Source organism: Erysipelatoclostridium sp. An15, assembly GCF_002160675.1.
Taxonomy (GTDB): Bacteria; Bacillota_I; Bacilli_A; order Erysipelotrichales; family Coprobacillaceae; genus Thomasclavelia; species Thomasclavelia merdavium.
Map to the genome: position 1 here is coordinate 13,000 of NZ_NFLA01000013.1, position 16,726 is coordinate 29,725.

The 16,726-nt window shown below is 29.0% G+C and carries 16 protein-coding genes and 1 pseudogene; 7 read left to right on the plus strand and 10 right to left on the minus strand.

The window, feature by feature from the left end; all coding sequences use genetic code 11:
* Nucleotides 1-98: 98 nt before the first annotated feature.
* Nucleotides 99-479: a PH domain-containing protein gene (locus B5E92_RS05920; protein ID WP_087300161.1), complete on the plus strand. Its 381-nt coding sequence runs from the start codon at nt 99-101 to the stop codon at nt 477-479.
* Nucleotides 480-581: 102 nt separating this feature from the next.
* Here the strand turns inward: B5E92_RS05920 and B5E92_RS05925 are convergent, their stop codons facing one another.
* The 3 genes from B5E92_RS05925 to B5E92_RS05935 form a co-directional block, all read right to left on the minus strand.
* Nucleotides 582-1,406 (minus strand): hypothetical protein, encoded by an 825-nt coding sequence (locus B5E92_RS05925; RefSeq protein WP_087300163.1) that lies wholly within the window; start codon nt 1,404-1,406, stop codon nt 582-584.
* A 10-nt stretch (nt 1,407-1,416) separates the two neighbouring features.
* Complete coding sequence (locus B5E92_RS05930; RefSeq protein WP_087300165.1) at nt 1,417-2,208, minus strand: 3'-5' exonuclease; 792 nt, start codon at nt 2,206-2,208, stop codon at nt 1,417-1,419.
* A 180-nt stretch (nt 2,209-2,388) separates the two neighbouring features.
* Nucleotides 2,389-3,663: a serine dehydratase subunit alpha family protein gene (locus B5E92_RS05935; RefSeq protein WP_087300166.1), complete on the minus strand. Its 1,275-nt coding sequence runs from the start codon at nt 3,661-3,663 to the stop codon at nt 2,389-2,391.
* A gap of 146 nt (nt 3,664-3,809) precedes the next feature.
* On the opposite strand from B5E92_RS05935, the gene asnA reads away from it, so the two are divergent.
* The 3 genes from asnA to B5E92_RS05950 all read left to right on the plus strand — a co-directional run bounded on the left by asnA (nt 3,810) and on the right by B5E92_RS05950 (nt 8,176).
* Nucleotides 3,810-4,817, plus strand: a complete 1,008-nt coding sequence (asnA, locus tag B5E92_RS05940) for an aspartate--ammonia ligase (RefSeq protein WP_087300168.1) — start codon at nt 3,810-3,812, stop codon at nt 4,815-4,817.
* Nucleotides 4,818-5,046: 229 nt separating this feature from the next.
* The gene (ppk1, locus tag B5E92_RS05945) at nt 5,047-7,086 is read left to right on the plus strand and encodes a polyphosphate kinase 1 (protein WP_087300170.1); all 2,040 of its coding nucleotides are present in this window, start codon (nt 5,047-5,049) and stop codon (nt 7,084-7,086) included.
* A gap of 22 nt (nt 7,087-7,108) precedes the next feature.
* Nucleotides 7,109-8,176 carry a 6-phosphofructokinase gene (locus tag B5E92_RS05950; protein ID WP_087373308.1) on the plus strand — a complete coding sequence of 356 codons (1,068 nt, stop codon included), beginning with the start codon at nt 7,109-7,111 and terminating at the stop codon, nt 8,174-8,176.
* A 36-nt stretch (nt 8,177-8,212) separates the two neighbouring features.
* On the opposite strand, the gene B5E92_RS05955 is transcribed toward B5E92_RS05950, so the two are convergent.
* A complete protein-coding gene (locus tag B5E92_RS05955; protein WP_087300172.1) occupies nt 8,213-8,494 on the minus strand; it encodes a thioredoxin family protein in 282 nt (93 codons plus the stop codon).
* Between the two features lie 142 nt (nt 8,495-8,636).
* On the opposite strand from B5E92_RS05955, the gene B5E92_RS05960 reads away from it, so the two are divergent.
* From B5E92_RS05960 to B5E92_RS05970, 3 genes and pseudogenes are all read left to right on the plus strand, one after another.
* Entirely contained in the window at nt 8,637-9,467 is an 831-nt protein-coding gene (locus B5E92_RS05960; RefSeq protein WP_087300174.1) for an alpha/beta hydrolase family protein, read from the plus strand.
* A gap of 164 nt (nt 9,468-9,631) precedes the next feature.
* Nucleotides 9,632-10,000 (plus strand): annotated as a pseudogene (locus B5E92_RS05965) (GNAT family N-acetyltransferase); the annotation flags it as partial.
* 65 nt (nt 10,001-10,065) lie between these two features.
* On the plus strand, nt 10,066-10,542 hold the full coding sequence (locus B5E92_RS05970) for a flavodoxin (RefSeq protein ID WP_087300176.1): 477 nt from the start codon (nt 10,066-10,068) through the stop codon (nt 10,540-10,542).
* Between the two features lie 9 nt (nt 10,543-10,551).
* Here B5E92_RS05970 and B5E92_RS05975 read toward each other — a convergent pair whose 3' ends face one another.
* The 6 genes from B5E92_RS05975 to rlmD all read right to left on the minus strand — a co-directional run bounded on the left by B5E92_RS05975 (nt 10,552) and on the right by rlmD (nt 16,704).
* A complete protein-coding gene (locus B5E92_RS05975) occupies nt 10,552-12,162 on the minus strand; it encodes an amidohydrolase (protein WP_087300178.1) in 1,611 nt (536 codons plus the stop codon).
* A 74-nt stretch (nt 12,163-12,236) separates the two neighbouring features.
* Nucleotides 12,237-13,013, minus strand: coding sequence for a glutamate racemase (gene murI, locus B5E92_RS05980; RefSeq protein WP_204215259.1), 777 nt, complete (start codon nt 13,011-13,013; stop codon nt 12,237-12,239).
* Between the two features lie 72 nt (nt 13,014-13,085).
* Nucleotides 13,086-13,778, minus strand: a complete 693-nt coding sequence (locus tag B5E92_RS05985; RefSeq protein WP_087300180.1) for a DUF5714 domain-containing protein — start codon at nt 13,776-13,778, stop codon at nt 13,086-13,088.
* Nucleotides 13,779-13,806: 28 nt separating this feature from the next.
* Entirely contained in the window at nt 13,807-14,604 is a 798-nt protein-coding gene (ucpA, locus tag B5E92_RS05990) for an SDR family oxidoreductase UcpA (RefSeq protein ID WP_087300182.1), read from the minus strand.
* Nucleotides 14,605-14,685: 81 nt separating this feature from the next.
* Nucleotides 14,686-15,240 carry a sugar O-acetyltransferase gene (locus B5E92_RS05995; protein ID WP_087300184.1) on the minus strand — a complete coding sequence of 185 codons (555 nt, stop codon included), beginning with the start codon at nt 15,238-15,240 and terminating at the stop codon, nt 14,686-14,688.
* 114 nt (nt 15,241-15,354) lie between these two features.
* Nucleotides 15,355-16,704: a 23S rRNA (uracil(1939)-C(5))-methyltransferase RlmD gene (gene rlmD / locus B5E92_RS06000; protein WP_087300186.1), complete on the minus strand. Its 1,350-nt coding sequence runs from the start codon at nt 16,702-16,704 to the stop codon at nt 15,355-15,357.
* Between the last annotated feature and the right edge of the window lie 22 nt (nt 16,705-16,726).

The window sequence follows — 16,726 nt, forward strand, 5'->3', positions numbered from 1 at the left end:
TATATCATATAATTTTATCTTATACAATTTAATTTTTTATTTTAAAACACCAAAATTATTGATATAATTTTTAAAAGCAAATAAAGGTGGTGAACTTTATGAATAACAATACTGTTTGGAAAGATCGAAAACATTTTATGTGGTTTCCAATTAGTTTCACTAAATATGAAATTAAAAATGAACGTTTATATCAAGAAACCGGTCTTTTTAATACTCACTATGATGAATTACTTTTATACCGAATCACAGATCTATGTCTTAAAAGATCATTAGCACAAAAAATCTTTGGTACTGGTACAATTGTTTTATCTACTAAAGCAGATAGTGATAAAGAAGTTTTATTAAAAAATGTAAAAAATCCAAAAGAAGTAAAAGATCTAATTTCACATCTTGTTGAAGAAGCTAGAGATCGTAAAAAAGTAGTTGGCAAAGAATTCTTTGATGATAGTAGTGATGATTTAGATGATTTTGATTTATAAAAATAAAGCTATTGGTTAAGCAAAGTTACCAATAGCTTTATTTGTTAATTTATCGACAATCAATTATATCTATCCTTTAGTTTTCATTAATATTAAACATTTTTATTTTAGCACTTGTTCAGTTACAAAATCATATACTAAAAAATTTTCATGATTTTTAAATAATATATCACTATCAACAGTAGTTAACATATATGTAATTCGATTCAAAATATTAAATACATTTTCAAAATCACTATTTTTTAAAGTATTATCACGATGCAAGACAAAAATATTACGATGGCTGCCTTGATATCCTTTAAAATAAGCTCGATCCTCACGGTAAAAAGTTATCAAATACTCATAATCATCATTTTCTTTATCATCTAAATTATTATAAATCCATAATTCGTATTTATCATCTAAAATATAATAAATAAGCTTAACAACTGAATAATTTTCATTATTTTTCAACAAATGAAAATTATAAATACCACTAAAATCCAAATCCTTTAAGACACCATAGCAATCATATAAAGCTTTATCAATAAAATTCTGTTTTTTTACCGATAAATAATATTTTTGTTTAGGTTTGATTGCTTCTAAATGCTTAGCCATCTGGATAAATTTTTCCATTGTTTTATTATCTGATTCAATAATATAATCCCAAACAATTACTTTAATACTATATGCACGCTTATTATCACTAACAGTATATAATAATTTATCTTCTAATTTTAAATTTCCAGCCAGCTGCCAAAAACGAGTATCCAAGTTATTGGCAGCTAATACAGTTTTTCCTTTTAAAAAAGTATAATCGTGATATTTTTTAATTCCCACCATAGTATTAATAATATCACTTAGTTCTTCAAATGATTTATCTTGTTCAATATCAAAAACTTCATTTATATCTTTATATATAATTTTTAATCGATATTTATTTGCCATAATTCCTCCACTACTCATTGATTTTCATCAATAAAGCTGCCATATGCTTACATTTATTACCACGCATTGCATAAGGACAATTACATGCCATCTTTTTTATTTTACCCTGTTCAACAATAATTGACACTAAATAATCTTGACTACCTTTAACACTAGCTACAATCTGTTGTTTTTCTTGATATATAATATCTACACTGTTATTGTCATATATTTGTTGTCCATTATTTATTATCTGTTTTCTAAATAAACTTTGCCAATTATCAATTGTTGCTTCTTGCAATTGTTTTTTATGATTTTTTAATTCCTGAATCTTATCAAAACAATAACGAGTAGCCTTTACATCTTCTAAAGCATCATGTGCTTTAAACTCAAAACCAAAGTACTGAGCGCAAACAGTCAGTGATTTCCATTTATAACCACCACGATAACTTTTTTCTCCATAAATTGGAGCAAACTCTTTCATTGGATCACGAAACTGGTATTTTGAAACATCAATACCATAATTTTCCAACATTCCTTTTTCAAAAGCAATATTGTAACAAACAATAAAATCATAATCTTCAAATATACTAATAATCTGTTCTAAATAATGTTCAAAAGGCATTTTATTTTTTACCACAGCTGGTGTAATCCCATGAACTTTTTGAGCATCTACCCAAGAAAAATGATGCTTAGGGCAACACAACTCATGTAATAAAATTTCATCATCTTGATTAATAATAGCTACTTGTACTACTTCATCATCATGATATTTATTGATTCCGGTAGTTTCAAAATCCATTACAACATAACGCGCGCTCATTATTTCACCTCACATATGACTAGTTTATCATAATAATTAATCTAAAGCCAATAATAAGTATTTATTTAAAAAATAAAAAAATAGTTGTTTATTTTAAAATATTTTATCTTTACAATCTATTTTTACTAGTTTTCAAATTTTCTAATAAAAAAGCCATCTAATAGTCTAGACAGCTTTTAACTAACAATTTGTCATAATCTTGATTATTTCTTTATCAGTTTCTTTCATGCCTTCTTTACCAAGTCTAACAACATTAGCGATAGTATTTTCAACTCCTTTTTTAACGATACCGTCACCATCTTTAAACTGCTGTCCTTCAATATACATTCGATATCCTAAAATCCCAGCATCAACACTTGCAGCAATTTTAGCTGCACAAGAAGACTTTGCTCCATCACAAATAATTCCTGAAGTTATCGCCAATGAATTTACAATAGTGTGAGCAATACATTTATAATCGCCACCATATAAATAAGCAATTCCACAGCCAGCAGCACAACCAGCACTTACTGCCCCACAATATGCTGATAAACGACCCATTCCGGATTTTTGATGAATTGCAATTAAATTAGCTAGTACTAAAGCCCGATATAATTTTGTTTGACTAACTTTTAATTCTTTAGCATATTCGATTACCGGCAATGAAACAGTCAACCCTTGATTACCACTTCCAGAATTGATTACAACTGGTAATTCACATCCACTCATTCTAGCGTCGCTACCAGCAGCGGCCATAGCTTTAGCTTTGATTGCAATATCATCACCAGTCTTTAATAATACACTACCAATATTAGCACCATAATCATTTTCTAATCCTTCTTTAGCTATAGCACTATTATAGTTTATTTGTCGTTCAATCGTTGCTTTGATATCATCTATCTTTACAGTATTTGCAAATTCATATATATCAGCAACATTTAAACAATCACGATTATTATTTTCTTTTTGACATTTGCAATTTTCATCTTTTACAAATATTTTTTCATCATTTTTTTCAATTAAGATAATATTAGTATGTTGATCAACAATTCTAACTACTACCTTATCATTATTATTGAACAATGTAATTTTAATATCTAAAATATGATCACTATCCAACGGTTTAATTTCGATACAATCTTTAGCTAAATATTCTTCTATTTTACTAATCTGTTCCTTTTTTACATCTGCAATTACCTCTAGGATTCGATCTGTTTTACCAGCAATTATTCCAGCTGCAACAGCTGCTTCAATTCCTTTTAAAGAATGGGTATTGGGAACAATTACACTTTTAACGTTTTTAATAATATTCCCACTAACTTCTACTAAACAATGCGTAGGAACAGCATTTAAAACATCACGCGCTTTACTTGCACAATAAGCTAATGCAATTGGTTCCGTACAACCCATTGCCGGTACCAATTCTTCTTTTAAAATTTGCAAATAAGTCTGATACTTTTTATTATCGATTACCATTTTTATTACACTCCTTTATCACACACGTACAATATTAGCGGTTTTTTTAGTCTTTTACAATAAAAATCCACTATTTTAGTGTTGTAACCTTGTCTTTATACATGTTACAATGGATAAAAATTAATCAAAGGAGAGTTAATACTACAATGAAACTGATTTTACCAGAAAACTATGATCCTGTTTTAGACTTGCGTCAAACACAGGAAGCAATTAAATACATTCGTGACACATTTCAAAAAGAAATAGGAAAAGTTTTAGGAGTATCAAGAATTTCTGCTCCATTATTCGTACCTAGAAACAGTGGTTTAAATGATAACTTAAATGGTTTTGAATCTCCGGTTTCTTTTGAAATTAAAGAAATTCCTGGACAAACAATTGAAGTTGTTCATTCCCTTGCAAAATGGAAAAGAATGGCATTAAAAAAATATAACTTTAAAATGCATGAAGGTTTATATACTAACATGAATGCCATTAGAAAAGATGAAGAAGTCGATAATTTACATTCATACTATGTAGATCAATGGGATTGGGAAAAAATCATTGCTAAAGAAGAACGAAATGAAGAAACTTTAAAACATCATGTACGTGAAATCTTTAAAGTAATAAAACATATGGAACACGAAGTTTGGTATAAATACCCTCAAGCTGTTAATCCATTACCTGATCAAATACATTTCATCACTTCTCAAGAACTTGAAGATCGTTATCCTGATTTGGTTCCTACAGAAAGAGAAAACAGAATCTGTAAAGAATTAGGCTGCGTTTTTGTAATGGGAGTTGGAAAGAAATTAAAAAGCGGTATTAAACATGATGGCCGCGCTCCTGATTATGATGATTGGGATTTAAATGGTGATATTTTATTCTGGTTCGAACCATTACAATGTGCTTTAGAAATATCTTCAATGGGAATTCGTGTTGATGAAGACACTTTAGTTAAACAATTAAAAGCAGAAAATTGTTTGGAACGATTAGAATTACCATTCCACAAACAAATTTTAAATAAAGAATTACCATATACAATTGGTGGTGGTATTGGTCAATCACGTTTATGTATGTTATTATTAAATAAAGTTCATGTTGGCGAAGTACAAGCTAGTATCTGGCCTCAAGAAATGATTGAAGAATGCGAAAAGCATAATATCCATTTATTATAGAAATAACACCGTTTTAAATTACGGTGTTTTTTTTAATAAATTAAGTTGTCATCTAATAAAATCAAAGTATAATTAAAATAGACAGTGGCATATTATGGTAGAAATTCATGTCAAAATGTTAAGGTTATCTAAAGAATTGGTTATGGTTTTGTAAGATAGTCTTTTTTACTTGAATAATTTCTAAAATAATATTATGTTATTTCTAAGAAAAATTAGGAGGAATTTTTTTATGGATATATGCATGGAAAACAGAGAGTTATCTTGGCTAAAATTTAATAATCGTGTTTTATTGCAAGCCAAAGATAAAGATGTTCCATTAGGAGAAAAATTAAGTTTTATTTCAATATTTCAATCTAATTTAGATGAATTTTTTATGGTTAGAATTGGATCATTATATGATCAAATGTTATTCTATCCAGCATCTAAAGATAATAAAACAGGAATGACTGCCCAACAACAGCTAAACGCCTGTTTAAAAAGAATTACATATTTAAATAAGAAAAAAGACCAGATTTATCAACATATTTTAGATGAATTAAATGTTTTAGGTTGGGGAATTGTTAAATATAAAGATTTAAAAAACAAAGAAGATCGCAAATATTTTGGAGATTATTTTGAAAGAGAAATCTTGCCTTTAGTTTCTCCACAAGTTATTTCTAAAAGACAACCTTTCCCTTTTTTAAAAAATCGTGAATTATATATTGTTGTTCAATTAGAATCTAAAAAAGGAAAACGTAAAATGGGAATTGTTTCTTGTTCTAATGCTATGGATCAAAGATTAATTGCTATTCCTAGTATGCAAGGAAAATTTATTTTAGTAGAAGATATTATTTTACATTTTGTTTCTAAGATTTTTTCTAAATACAAAATTAAAAATAAAGCATTTATTCGCGTTACTCGTAGTGCTGATATTGATGAAGATGATCATTCTTTAGAGGGACATGAAGATTATCGAGAAATGATGGAGACATTAATTAAACAAAGACGAAAATTAAATCCAATGCGTTTAGAAATGACACCAGGATTAGAAGATTTAGAAGTCTTAATGCTAATGAATTTCTTGAATTTAAAGAAAAATCAAGTATTTACTAGTAATGCACCATTAGATTTATCCTTTACAAGCAAACTTCGTGATTATTTACGCTTTATTCATCCTGAAATTTTTTATAAACGTTTGGAAGCTCAAAATAGTCCATTAGTTGAAAATAGAGTGCCAATGATTAAACAGATTTTAAAGAAAGATATTTTACTGGCATATCCATTTGAATCAATGTCACCATTTTTACGATTACTTGATGAAGCTAGTCGTGATCCAAATGTTGCTAGTATTAAAATGACTTTATATCGGGTAGCTAAAAAATCTAAAATTATTAAATCATTAATTGAAGCAGCTGAAAACGGTAAAGAAGTCGTTGTATTAGTAGAGTTACGTGCAAGATTTGATGAAGAAAATAATATTGACTGGTCAAAACGATTAGAAGAATCTGGTTGTCGTGTTATCTATGGTTTAGATGGTTTAAAAGTTCATTCAAAATTATGTTTAATAACATATAAAAACAATCAAGGGGTTCAATATATTTGTCAAATTGGTACTGGTAATTACAATGAAAATACTGCAAAATTATATACCGATTTATCTTTAATGACTTCTAATCATGAAATTGGTGAGGAAATGAATACTATTTTCAATCATTTATCACTTGGGGAAACTGATAATGATGAAAAATTATTAATGGTTGCTCCAAATTGTATGATTTCTAAGATTTTTGAACGAATTGATAAACAAATTGCCTTAGCAAAAGAAGGAAAAGAAGCATATGTTGGTTTTAAATGCAATTCAGTTACTTCAAAAGAAATGATTGATAAATTAATAGAAGCTAGTCAAGCTGGTGTAAAAATTGATATGATTGTTCGTGGTATTTGTTGTATTCTTCCAGGTGTTCCTGGACTAACTGAAAATATTAATATTATCTCTATTGTTGGTCGTTATCTTGAACATTCAAGAATCTATATTTTTGGAACTGGTGAAGATCAAGAAGTATTTATTTCTTCTGCTGATTTGATGACTCGTAATCTAGAAAGACGTGTTGAAGTTGCAGCTCCAGTTCTAGATGAGAAATTAAAGAAAAGAGTTGTAGGTATGTTTGAAACTATGCTTCAAGATAATGTTAAAGCTAGTCGACTTTTAAGCGATGGTACTTATAAAAGAGTTAAAAATAAAAAGCCGCCATTAAACAGCCAAGAATATTTTTTCAAAGAACGTCAATAAAATAAAAGAAGGAGTGATAAAATTGCGTGTTGGATTATTAACAAGCGGAGGCGATTGTCAAGCCTTAAACGTAACTATGCGCGGCTTAGCAAAAACATTATATCGTAATGTAGAAGATGTAGAAATTATCGGTTTTTTACATGGTTATAAAGGTCTAATGTATGGTGATTATCAAAAAATGAAACCAAAAGACTTTTCAGGAATAATAAATGTTGGTGGTACTATTTTAGGTACTTCAAGATGTCCATTTAAAAAGATGCGCGTAATTGAAGATGGTTTTGATAAAGTAGCAGCCATGAAAAAAACATATCAGGATTTAAAACTAGATTGTCTTGTAGTATTAGGTGGTAATGGTTCTATTAAATCTGCAAATCTACTATCTGAAGAAGGATTAAATGTCATTGCCTTACCTAAAACAATTGATAATGATACTTGGGGAACTGATTATACATTTGGCTATCAATCAGCAATAAATATTGCTACTAATTATTTAGATCAAATTCATACTACTGCTGCTAGTCACAATCGTGTCTTTATAATCGAAGTAATGGGTCATAAAGTTGGACATATTTGTTTATCAGCAGGTATCGCTTCAGGTGCTGATGTTATTTTATTACCAGAAATTCCTTACGATATTAAAAAAGTAAGTAAAGCAATCAAACAAAGAGAAAAAGATGGTAAAAAATTTAGTATTATTGCTTGTGCTGAAGGAGCTATTTCTAAAGAAGATGCTCGTCTTACAAAAAAAGAATATAAAGCAATTGTTCAAGCTCGTAATGGCCGTTCAGTAGCTTATGAAGTAGCTGAAGAATTAGCACAATATATTGATAGTGAAATCCGTGTTTCTTGTATTGGCCATGCACAACGTGGTGGTCAGCCTTGCCCTTATGACCGTCAAATTTCCACAAGATTTGGTATCGAAGGAGCAAGACTAGTTATGGCTAATGACTATGGAAAATTAGTGGTATTGAAAAATAATGAAATATCTGCTATTCCGTTAAATGAATCAGCAGGTAAATTAAAATTTGTTGACCCTAATGGTCCTGAAGTTACTGATGCAAAATTACTAGGTATTTCATTTGGAAATTAAAAAATAGTCTCTTGAATTATTTTCAAGAGACTATTTTTATCTAGCTAAAGCTTGATCTAAAACTCCTTTTACGTGAGCTTTACATTCTTCATAAGTTTCAAACAAATAAGCTTCATATAACTTTTCTTGACCAATAAACATACTAGGTGTTGCATAGTAATCATATTGATCAATAATTTCTGGATTTCTTGATTCTTCAATCCAATCTATTTCTACTTGACCATAATCAGGATTTTCATCAATCAATTCATCTAAGGCTTTTTTTGCTTGAATGCAATAAGGACATTTTTCTAAATAAAAACAAGTTACTTTTTTCATCTTAATTCTCCTCTATCTTCTATAAATTATTCTACAATGATTTTTGATTCCAAACAATTAATATGCTTATCTAAATATTTTCAGAGTATTTTTTTATCATCAATTTTATGATAAAATTTTAAATAGCAAAGGAGATTTTAATATGGCATTAATTAAAGTAGATTTTTTAAGTAAATATTTAATGAGAACAGTAAGTTTTCAAGCAATTATTCCCGTAGATAATTTCGATGAAACTACATATAATCAAGAAGTAAAACCTTTTAAAACATTATACTTGCTTCATGGTATCTTTGGTAATGATACTGATTGGGTTAGTGGTACAAGAATCCAGGCTTGGGCAAACGACTATAATTTAGCTGTTATTATGCCAGCTGGAGAAAACAAGTTTTATTTAGATAATAATTATAGTGGTGAAAGCTGGAGTAAATTTATTGGTGAAGAGTTAGTAACTTTTACCCGTAAATTATTTCCATTATCAAATAAAAGAGAAGATACTTTTATAGCTGGACTTTCAATGGGTGGTTATGGTGCTTTAATCAACGGATTAAAATATCATGAAACTTTTGGTTATGTTGCTGCACTTTCACCAGCATTAATGTTAGATGATTATCTTAACGGTACGCTTGAAATTCCTTTGATTCCTAAAGAGTCACATTATTTTGAATTTATATTTGGCAAAGCTGAAGATATTAAAGGTTCTGATAAAGATTACAAGCATTTAATAAAAACATTAGTTTCACAAAATGTAACTTTACCTGAATTATATATCTGTATAGGTAAAGATGATAGCTTATTAAAAAATGTAGATGATTTTGATGAATATTTAAATCAATTACAAGTAAAACATACATATGTTATTGATAGTGGTGGTCATGAATGGTACTTCTGGGACAAATATATTCATAAAATTCTAGACTGGTTACCACTTACAAGTAATAACATGGGAATTAATTCTGGAAATGTAACTAAATAATTAAATGGTCTATTTATAGACCATTTATTGTGTAGAAAGGATAAAACTATAATGATAATAAGAAATGCAAAAATAAGTGATTTAGATCGAATAACCGAAATTGGAAAAAATGTTATCCTCCAAATGAAGCAGCTACTAAAGAAGAATATTATTATCGCTTATTAAGCTACCCTGATCATTTTTGGTTATTGCGAGATGGAAATAATATTACTGCATTTATTAATGAACCAGTTACTAATTATGACACTATTTATGATGAAATGAATCATGATCCTTCTTTTCATCATGAAGATGGCTTATACCAAGCTATTTTAGGGGTAAATACTGACCCTCTTTATCAAAATCAAGGCTACGCTTCAAAAATTATGAAACAGGTTATTAGTGATGCTAAAAAGCAAGGTCGTAAAGGTTGTATATTAATATGTAAAAAAGAACTAATTGCTTATTATCAAAAATTTGGTTTTAAAAATTACGGTATTTCTAAATCATCATTAGCTAATCAAACATGGTATGATTTAAAGTTATTATTTTAAATAAATTGTATTGACTTATAGTATACTTTAACATTTAAAATAATAATATATTGGAGGTAAAAAATATGGATAAAAAGATTTTAGTTGCTTATTTTTCATGTACTGGCACTACTAAAAAAGTAGCAAGTGATATCGCTAAAGCTACAAACGGAACACTTTTTGAAATTAAGCCAGAAATACCATATACTTATGCTGATTTAAACTGGATGGACAAAAAAAGTCGTAGTACGATCGAAATGAAGGACCCTGCTTCACGCCCTGCTATCGCTAATAAAATTGAAAACTTTGCAGATTATAATTATATATTTATCGGTTTTCCTATTTGGTGGTATGTTGCACCAACAATAATTAATACTTTCATTGAAAGTTATAATTTTGCCGGTAAAACCATTATTCCATTTTGTACATCTGGTGGTAGCGGTGTTGGCAAAACGGATGAAATTTTACATTCATTATGTGATGATTCTGTTAATTGGCGACCATGTAAACTTTTAAATGGTAATTACGACTTAGACAGTTATATCAGTGATTTAAATCTATAATAAAAAATCTTACTCACCAGTAAGATTTTTTTCACTTTTATAAACAGTTTGTCCATCTTTAATAGTTTCAACTACTTTAATTTTATCTAAATTTAAAGGCTCTGTTTTTAATGGGTTTTGATTTAAAATTACTAAATCAGCTTTTTTACCAGCCACTAAACTTCCTTTAATATTTTCCTCATGATACATATATGCACCATTTATCGTAATAGCCTGTAAAGCTTGATATACAGTTACAGTTTCTTCTTTGCCTAAATCGATACCAGATTTAGTTTTTCGATTAACAGCACACCAGATTGTTTTCATCAAATCGCATGAAATTACAGGACTATCATTATGAAAAGTTACTTTTAATCCTTGGTTAAAAGCCGTTTTTGCTGGGGAAATTTGACTAGCTCTTTGATAACCTAGATTTTCAATATGTACATCACCCCAATAAAAAGTATGAGCGATAAAAAACGATGGAATCATTTGAATTTTTTTCATTTTATCTAATTGTTCTTTAGTAACTAATTGAGCATGTATCATTACAGGATCATAACTTTTAGCACCTTGATAATTATTTAAATATCGCTCAAATTGACTAATATATTGTTGGCAGGCTCTATCACCATTGCAATGTGCTAATAGTTGTTGATGGTCTTCTATTGCTTGAGCTATCAGCTGATATAATTGATCGTCACTAAATTGAGGATAACCACAATATCCCTGACTATTTAAATACGGTTTTATCATCCAGGCAGTTCTTCCTTGAGGAGATCCATCTAAAAAAATTTTATAGCCCCCTATTCGAAAATGATTATGATAATCTTTATTTTCAATATTATCTATTAACAAATCACGATCCTTTAACAAATCAATATAACCGATTAAATCAAGCTTAAATATTTTTTTACTCGCAGCTAATTTAAGCAATTGAAACAGTTGTCTATTTACCATACCCTCTTGAACAGTTGTTATACCATTAGAACTATATAAATCCTGCGCTTTTTTCATCAAATCTAATAGCTTTTCAATTGGCAACATTCCTCGCTGTTTATTAAATTCAATAAATGCTTCTTCTTCAAGATAACCATTTAACTCACCACTATTTACATCTCGACCATAATGTCCACCTTCTGGATCAGATATATCATTAGTAATATTCATTTTTTTCAATGCTAATGTGTTAACTACACCCATATGTGAAGAAACATGAATCAAAATAATTGGATGTTTAGTTGAAATGGTATCTAAAAAGAAACGATCAGGATGACAATGCTCTTGTAGATTATTATGATCATAATTAAATGCACAAACCCAATCGTTTTCTTTAATCTTATTTATCTTAATAAAATCAATGATTTTTTCTTTTATTTGCATAAATGATTTAGCGTCTTTTAAATCACACTGTCCAAGCGAATTAGCAACACCAGTAAAATGACTATGACTATCAATAAATCCAGGTAACATAGTTTTACCTTCTAAATCAATCATTTCAACATCTTCATTAGCTATTTTTATTGCTTTTGATAATTCACCTGTAAAAATAATACTATCATCTTCAATTAAAATAGCTGGAACTGTTTCATTAATATCATTCATTGTAATAATGTCGCCATTAAAATATATTTTTTGCATTTAATCATCCCTTTTATTTTTAATCTTGGCAATTAATTAAATATTTATACAAATTAAAAATATTTATCAATAATTTAAATTTCTTGATTATAAAACCATTTATATAACTGTAACTCCTCTACATTATTTTTTGATGATTGAAACTCAATTATTCCATTATTATGATTATTTGTTAAAAGGCCATTGATTTCTAACCGTCTTTTTAACTCCATTACGGTTCCATGATTTCCATCATAAAAAGGAACATCTCCCAAAACTTTACGAATCTGTTTTTTTATAAATGGATAATGTGTACATCCTAAAACAACACAATCTATTTTACCTATGTATTGTGATAACAGATCATTTAACAATTGATACATATCATCATCATCTAAATTTCCTTGTTCAATTCTTTTAGCCAATCCTGTACAAGCCACCGGAATAAATTTAGAAATCTCTTGTAACTTATTAGATAATTGTTGATATTTATCTAATCTTAAAGTAACAGGTGTTGCCATAACTAAAATATTATGATGAGGTTGTTCCATGGCTGCTAATTTAATTGCCGGTTCCATTCCAATAATAGGAATATTAGGATATGTAGCTCTTAATTGACTAATAGCAACACTTGTTGCAGTATTACAAGCAACTACAATTGCCTTGACTCCCTGATTAACTAAATCATCAGCAATTCTAGTTACTAAAGTGCTCACCTCTTCCGTTGATTTTTCCCCATAAGGTGCATTAGCTGAATCACCAAAAAAAATAAAGTTTTCATTTGGTAAAATTTTTGTCAATTCTTTTAATACACTTATTCCACCAACACCAGAGTCAAAGACTCCTATATAATCCTTATATTTATTTAACACAATCTATTCTCCTTTATACAATCTATTTTTATAATACTACTTTTTAGAACCGATTTAAAGAAAAAGAACAGCTTAAACTGTTCTTTGATTAAATGGACATCTTTGTTTAATACATTGATTATTAGAACTTGAATGTGTGCACTTAATTGAACTTGATTCCATCACAATTCCTAAATTTTCTTTTACAAATTCTATCGCTGATGTCATTGCCAAAAAAGAATTACGTTTGCAACATCTAGGTCCACCAATTCTACCTATTTCACCTAATGATTTAGCCGTCATTAAATTAGATAATCCCCACTCTTTTACTTTTAATGGTGTCGATCCAGTAATAATAGATATAAATATTCCAGAACTAATAGCCGCTCCACAAGCACCCCAAAATCCACATGTTCCTCCTGGAACTTGTTTTCCTCGAGATTGCATTTCAATTAATGCTTTTTTTAATTCAATATCTCCACCAGAATTTTTATATGCAGTCAACAAAGCAGAACCAACTATTATATGATGTTCCGGTCCATGCATATGACAAAATGGCAATGATACTAATTGTTCAAATATATCATAAGGATTTTTACTTGTTTGATGTAAGCAAGAATCAATAATTATATCAATACCAGCACTATGACACTCATTACAAACATAATGTCCATTAACACATTTAGTTTTACTTAACTCTTTTTTATGGCAAAACTCACACTCCATCATTTCATCTTCTTCTAGATAAATAAGTGGTGCTTTACAAATTAAACATTCTTCTTTCATAACTTTTTTGACCTTCTCATTTATTTAATTAGTTAGTTCCGATACTCATTGTTTCTGGAAGAGTACTTCCGCCATCAATTACAATCTGTGAACCAGTAAGATAACTAGATTCATCACTACCTAAAAAAGCAAATAATTCGCCTACTTCAGTTGGTTTAGCAAGACGGTTCATTGGTACCCCTTTAGCAATATCATTAATTGCACTTTCAGGATCATCTGGATTAGATTCAATAGCCATTTTTTCAACCATTGGAGTACGAGCATATCCTAATTGTGAACAATTTACACGAATATTTCTACTAGCATATTCAACTGCTAAAGACTTTGTAAGACCTACTAAAGCTGATTTAGTCATTGCATAAGCTGCTTCACCAGCATCAGCAACAATATCACCTGTAACACTAGAAGCAATTACAATACTACCGCCACCATTTTTTAACATATATGGAATTACCGCCTGACAAGTATTCCAAACTCCTTTAATATTTACATCGATATGAAAATCCCGAATTTCATCACTCATCTGCTCAAACGGTGCTAAACGACAAACTCCAGCATTACAACAAGCTATATTAATTTTGCCAAATTTTTCAACTGTTATTTTTGCTGCTTCTTGCATTTGTTCTTTATTGGCTACACTACCAACATAACTAATTATTTCTGTTTGAAATTTTTCTTGTAATTGTTTAGCAGTATTTACAACTTCCTTATCAATATCAATTAAACACATCTTAGCTCCATACTTTGCATAAACTGTCGCAATTCCTTTACCAAGTCCAGCAGCTGCCCCAGTTATAATTGCAACTTTTCCATCTAATTTTGCCATATGCTTTCCTCCTCTTTGAAACATTATATTTATATTCTATCCTATTTAATACTAAGATTCAAATTGGATAAAATCATAATACTAATCACTATTTTTTCTAATTACTTTACATGGATTACCAACCGCTACTACATTTTCAGGTATATCTTTTGTAACTACACTACCAGCACCAATGATAGTATTATCACCTATTGTTATACCTGGCAATATACAACAATTTCCACCAATCCATACATTTTTACCGATAATAACCGGTTTTCCCCACTCAATATCAGCTTTACGTTCCATAGCATTTAAAGAGTGACACGCTGTATAAATATGGGTTCCCGGTCCAATTAATGTATGATCTCCAATTCTAACTGGACAAACATCTAATATAACACATCCATAATTCAACATTACATTTTTACCAAGAAAAACATTATAGCCATAATCAACATAAAATGGTGGTTTGATCCAAAAATTACCAGTAGTATTTAACAGCTTTTTCATCTTTCTTGAGCGCATATTAATTTCATTAAAAGCACGTCGATTATATTTAGTACAAATACGGTTGGCTTTTGCCCTATCTAATACTAATTTCCAATTAGCAGGATTATATTTTAGACCATTAATCATTTTTTCTTTTTCAGTCATAGAAGTTCCTCCTAATAATATTATATATTTTACTATAAATAAGTAAAAAGTTGTTTTTAATAAATAAAAAAACTTAAGATAGCTAAATAGCTATTAGCATCTTAAGTTAATCTTCTAAACACGATTTAAACGTACAATATTTTCAATATGAGTTGTATGTGGGAACATATCCACCGGCTGACAAAGATCTACAAAATAATTATGTTCTTGTAAATATTTAATATCACGTGCCTGTGTTGCTACATCACAAGAAATATATATGATTTTTTTTGGATTAGCTTTAATTAAATAGTCTAAAAATTCAGTTGAACAACCTTTTCGTGGTGGATCAACAAAAACCACATCTAAATGTTGTCCTCTATTCACTAATTCAACCATATATTTTCCTGCATCATCACATTTAAATTCAACATTATCAATATTATTTAATTTTGCATTATTATTAGCATCATTAATTGCAGCTTCGACTATCTCTACACCATAAACTTTTTTTACATATTTTGCCAGAGAAAGTGTTATTGTTCCAATTCCACAATAAGCATCTAAAACAATATCATCGTTAGTTAATTGAGCAAATTCTATTGCTTTGCTATATAGTTTTTCTACTTGGATTGGATTAATCTGATAAAATGATTTTAACGAAATCTTATATTTATTATCTAGTAAATAATCATAAATATAACCTTTACCATAAAGAATAACTTCTTGATCACCTAAGATAACATTATCTACACGAGGATTAATGTTTTGAACTACTGTTTTAATCATTGGATATTCTTTAGTAATTATACTGACTAGTTTTTCAACATTATTGATCTTATTTTGAAAACTTATTAAAACTAACATTATTTCGTTAGTGTGATAACCATGTTTTGTTAAAATATGCTTAATATTCCCTTGACGAGCCATTTTATCATAAGGGTGGATTTGTAATTCTTCCATCAACTCTCTTACTCGATTAGTTATAGCATTAGATAATTTATTTTGAATTAAACAATTATCACAAGGAATAATCTGGTTAGACTTTTGTTTATAAAATCCTGTAACTAAATGTCCATCTTTTATTCCTATTGGCATTTGGACTTTGTTTCGATAATACCATGGATCATCCATCATAATACAATCATTTACTAAAACATGACAATTACCAATTCTTTCTAAGCAATCACGAACCCTTTTAGTCTTGAACTTTCTTTGTCCACCAATATTGATATGCTGTAATTGGCACCCACCACAAGCTTTAAACACCGAACATTGTGGTTCAGTTCGATACTTAGAAACCTGATCTAATTCAATCAAGCGAGCAATTGCGTAATTTTTTAAGACTTTAATAACTTTTAATTTACCAGTTTCACCAACTAACATTCCTTTTACAAAATAAGTAAAATTATCAACTTTTACGATACCCTGACCATCATATGTTAAATCTACGCATTCGCCATAAAAATAATCATTTTTCTTCATAATTCCTCCCATCCATCCGCTT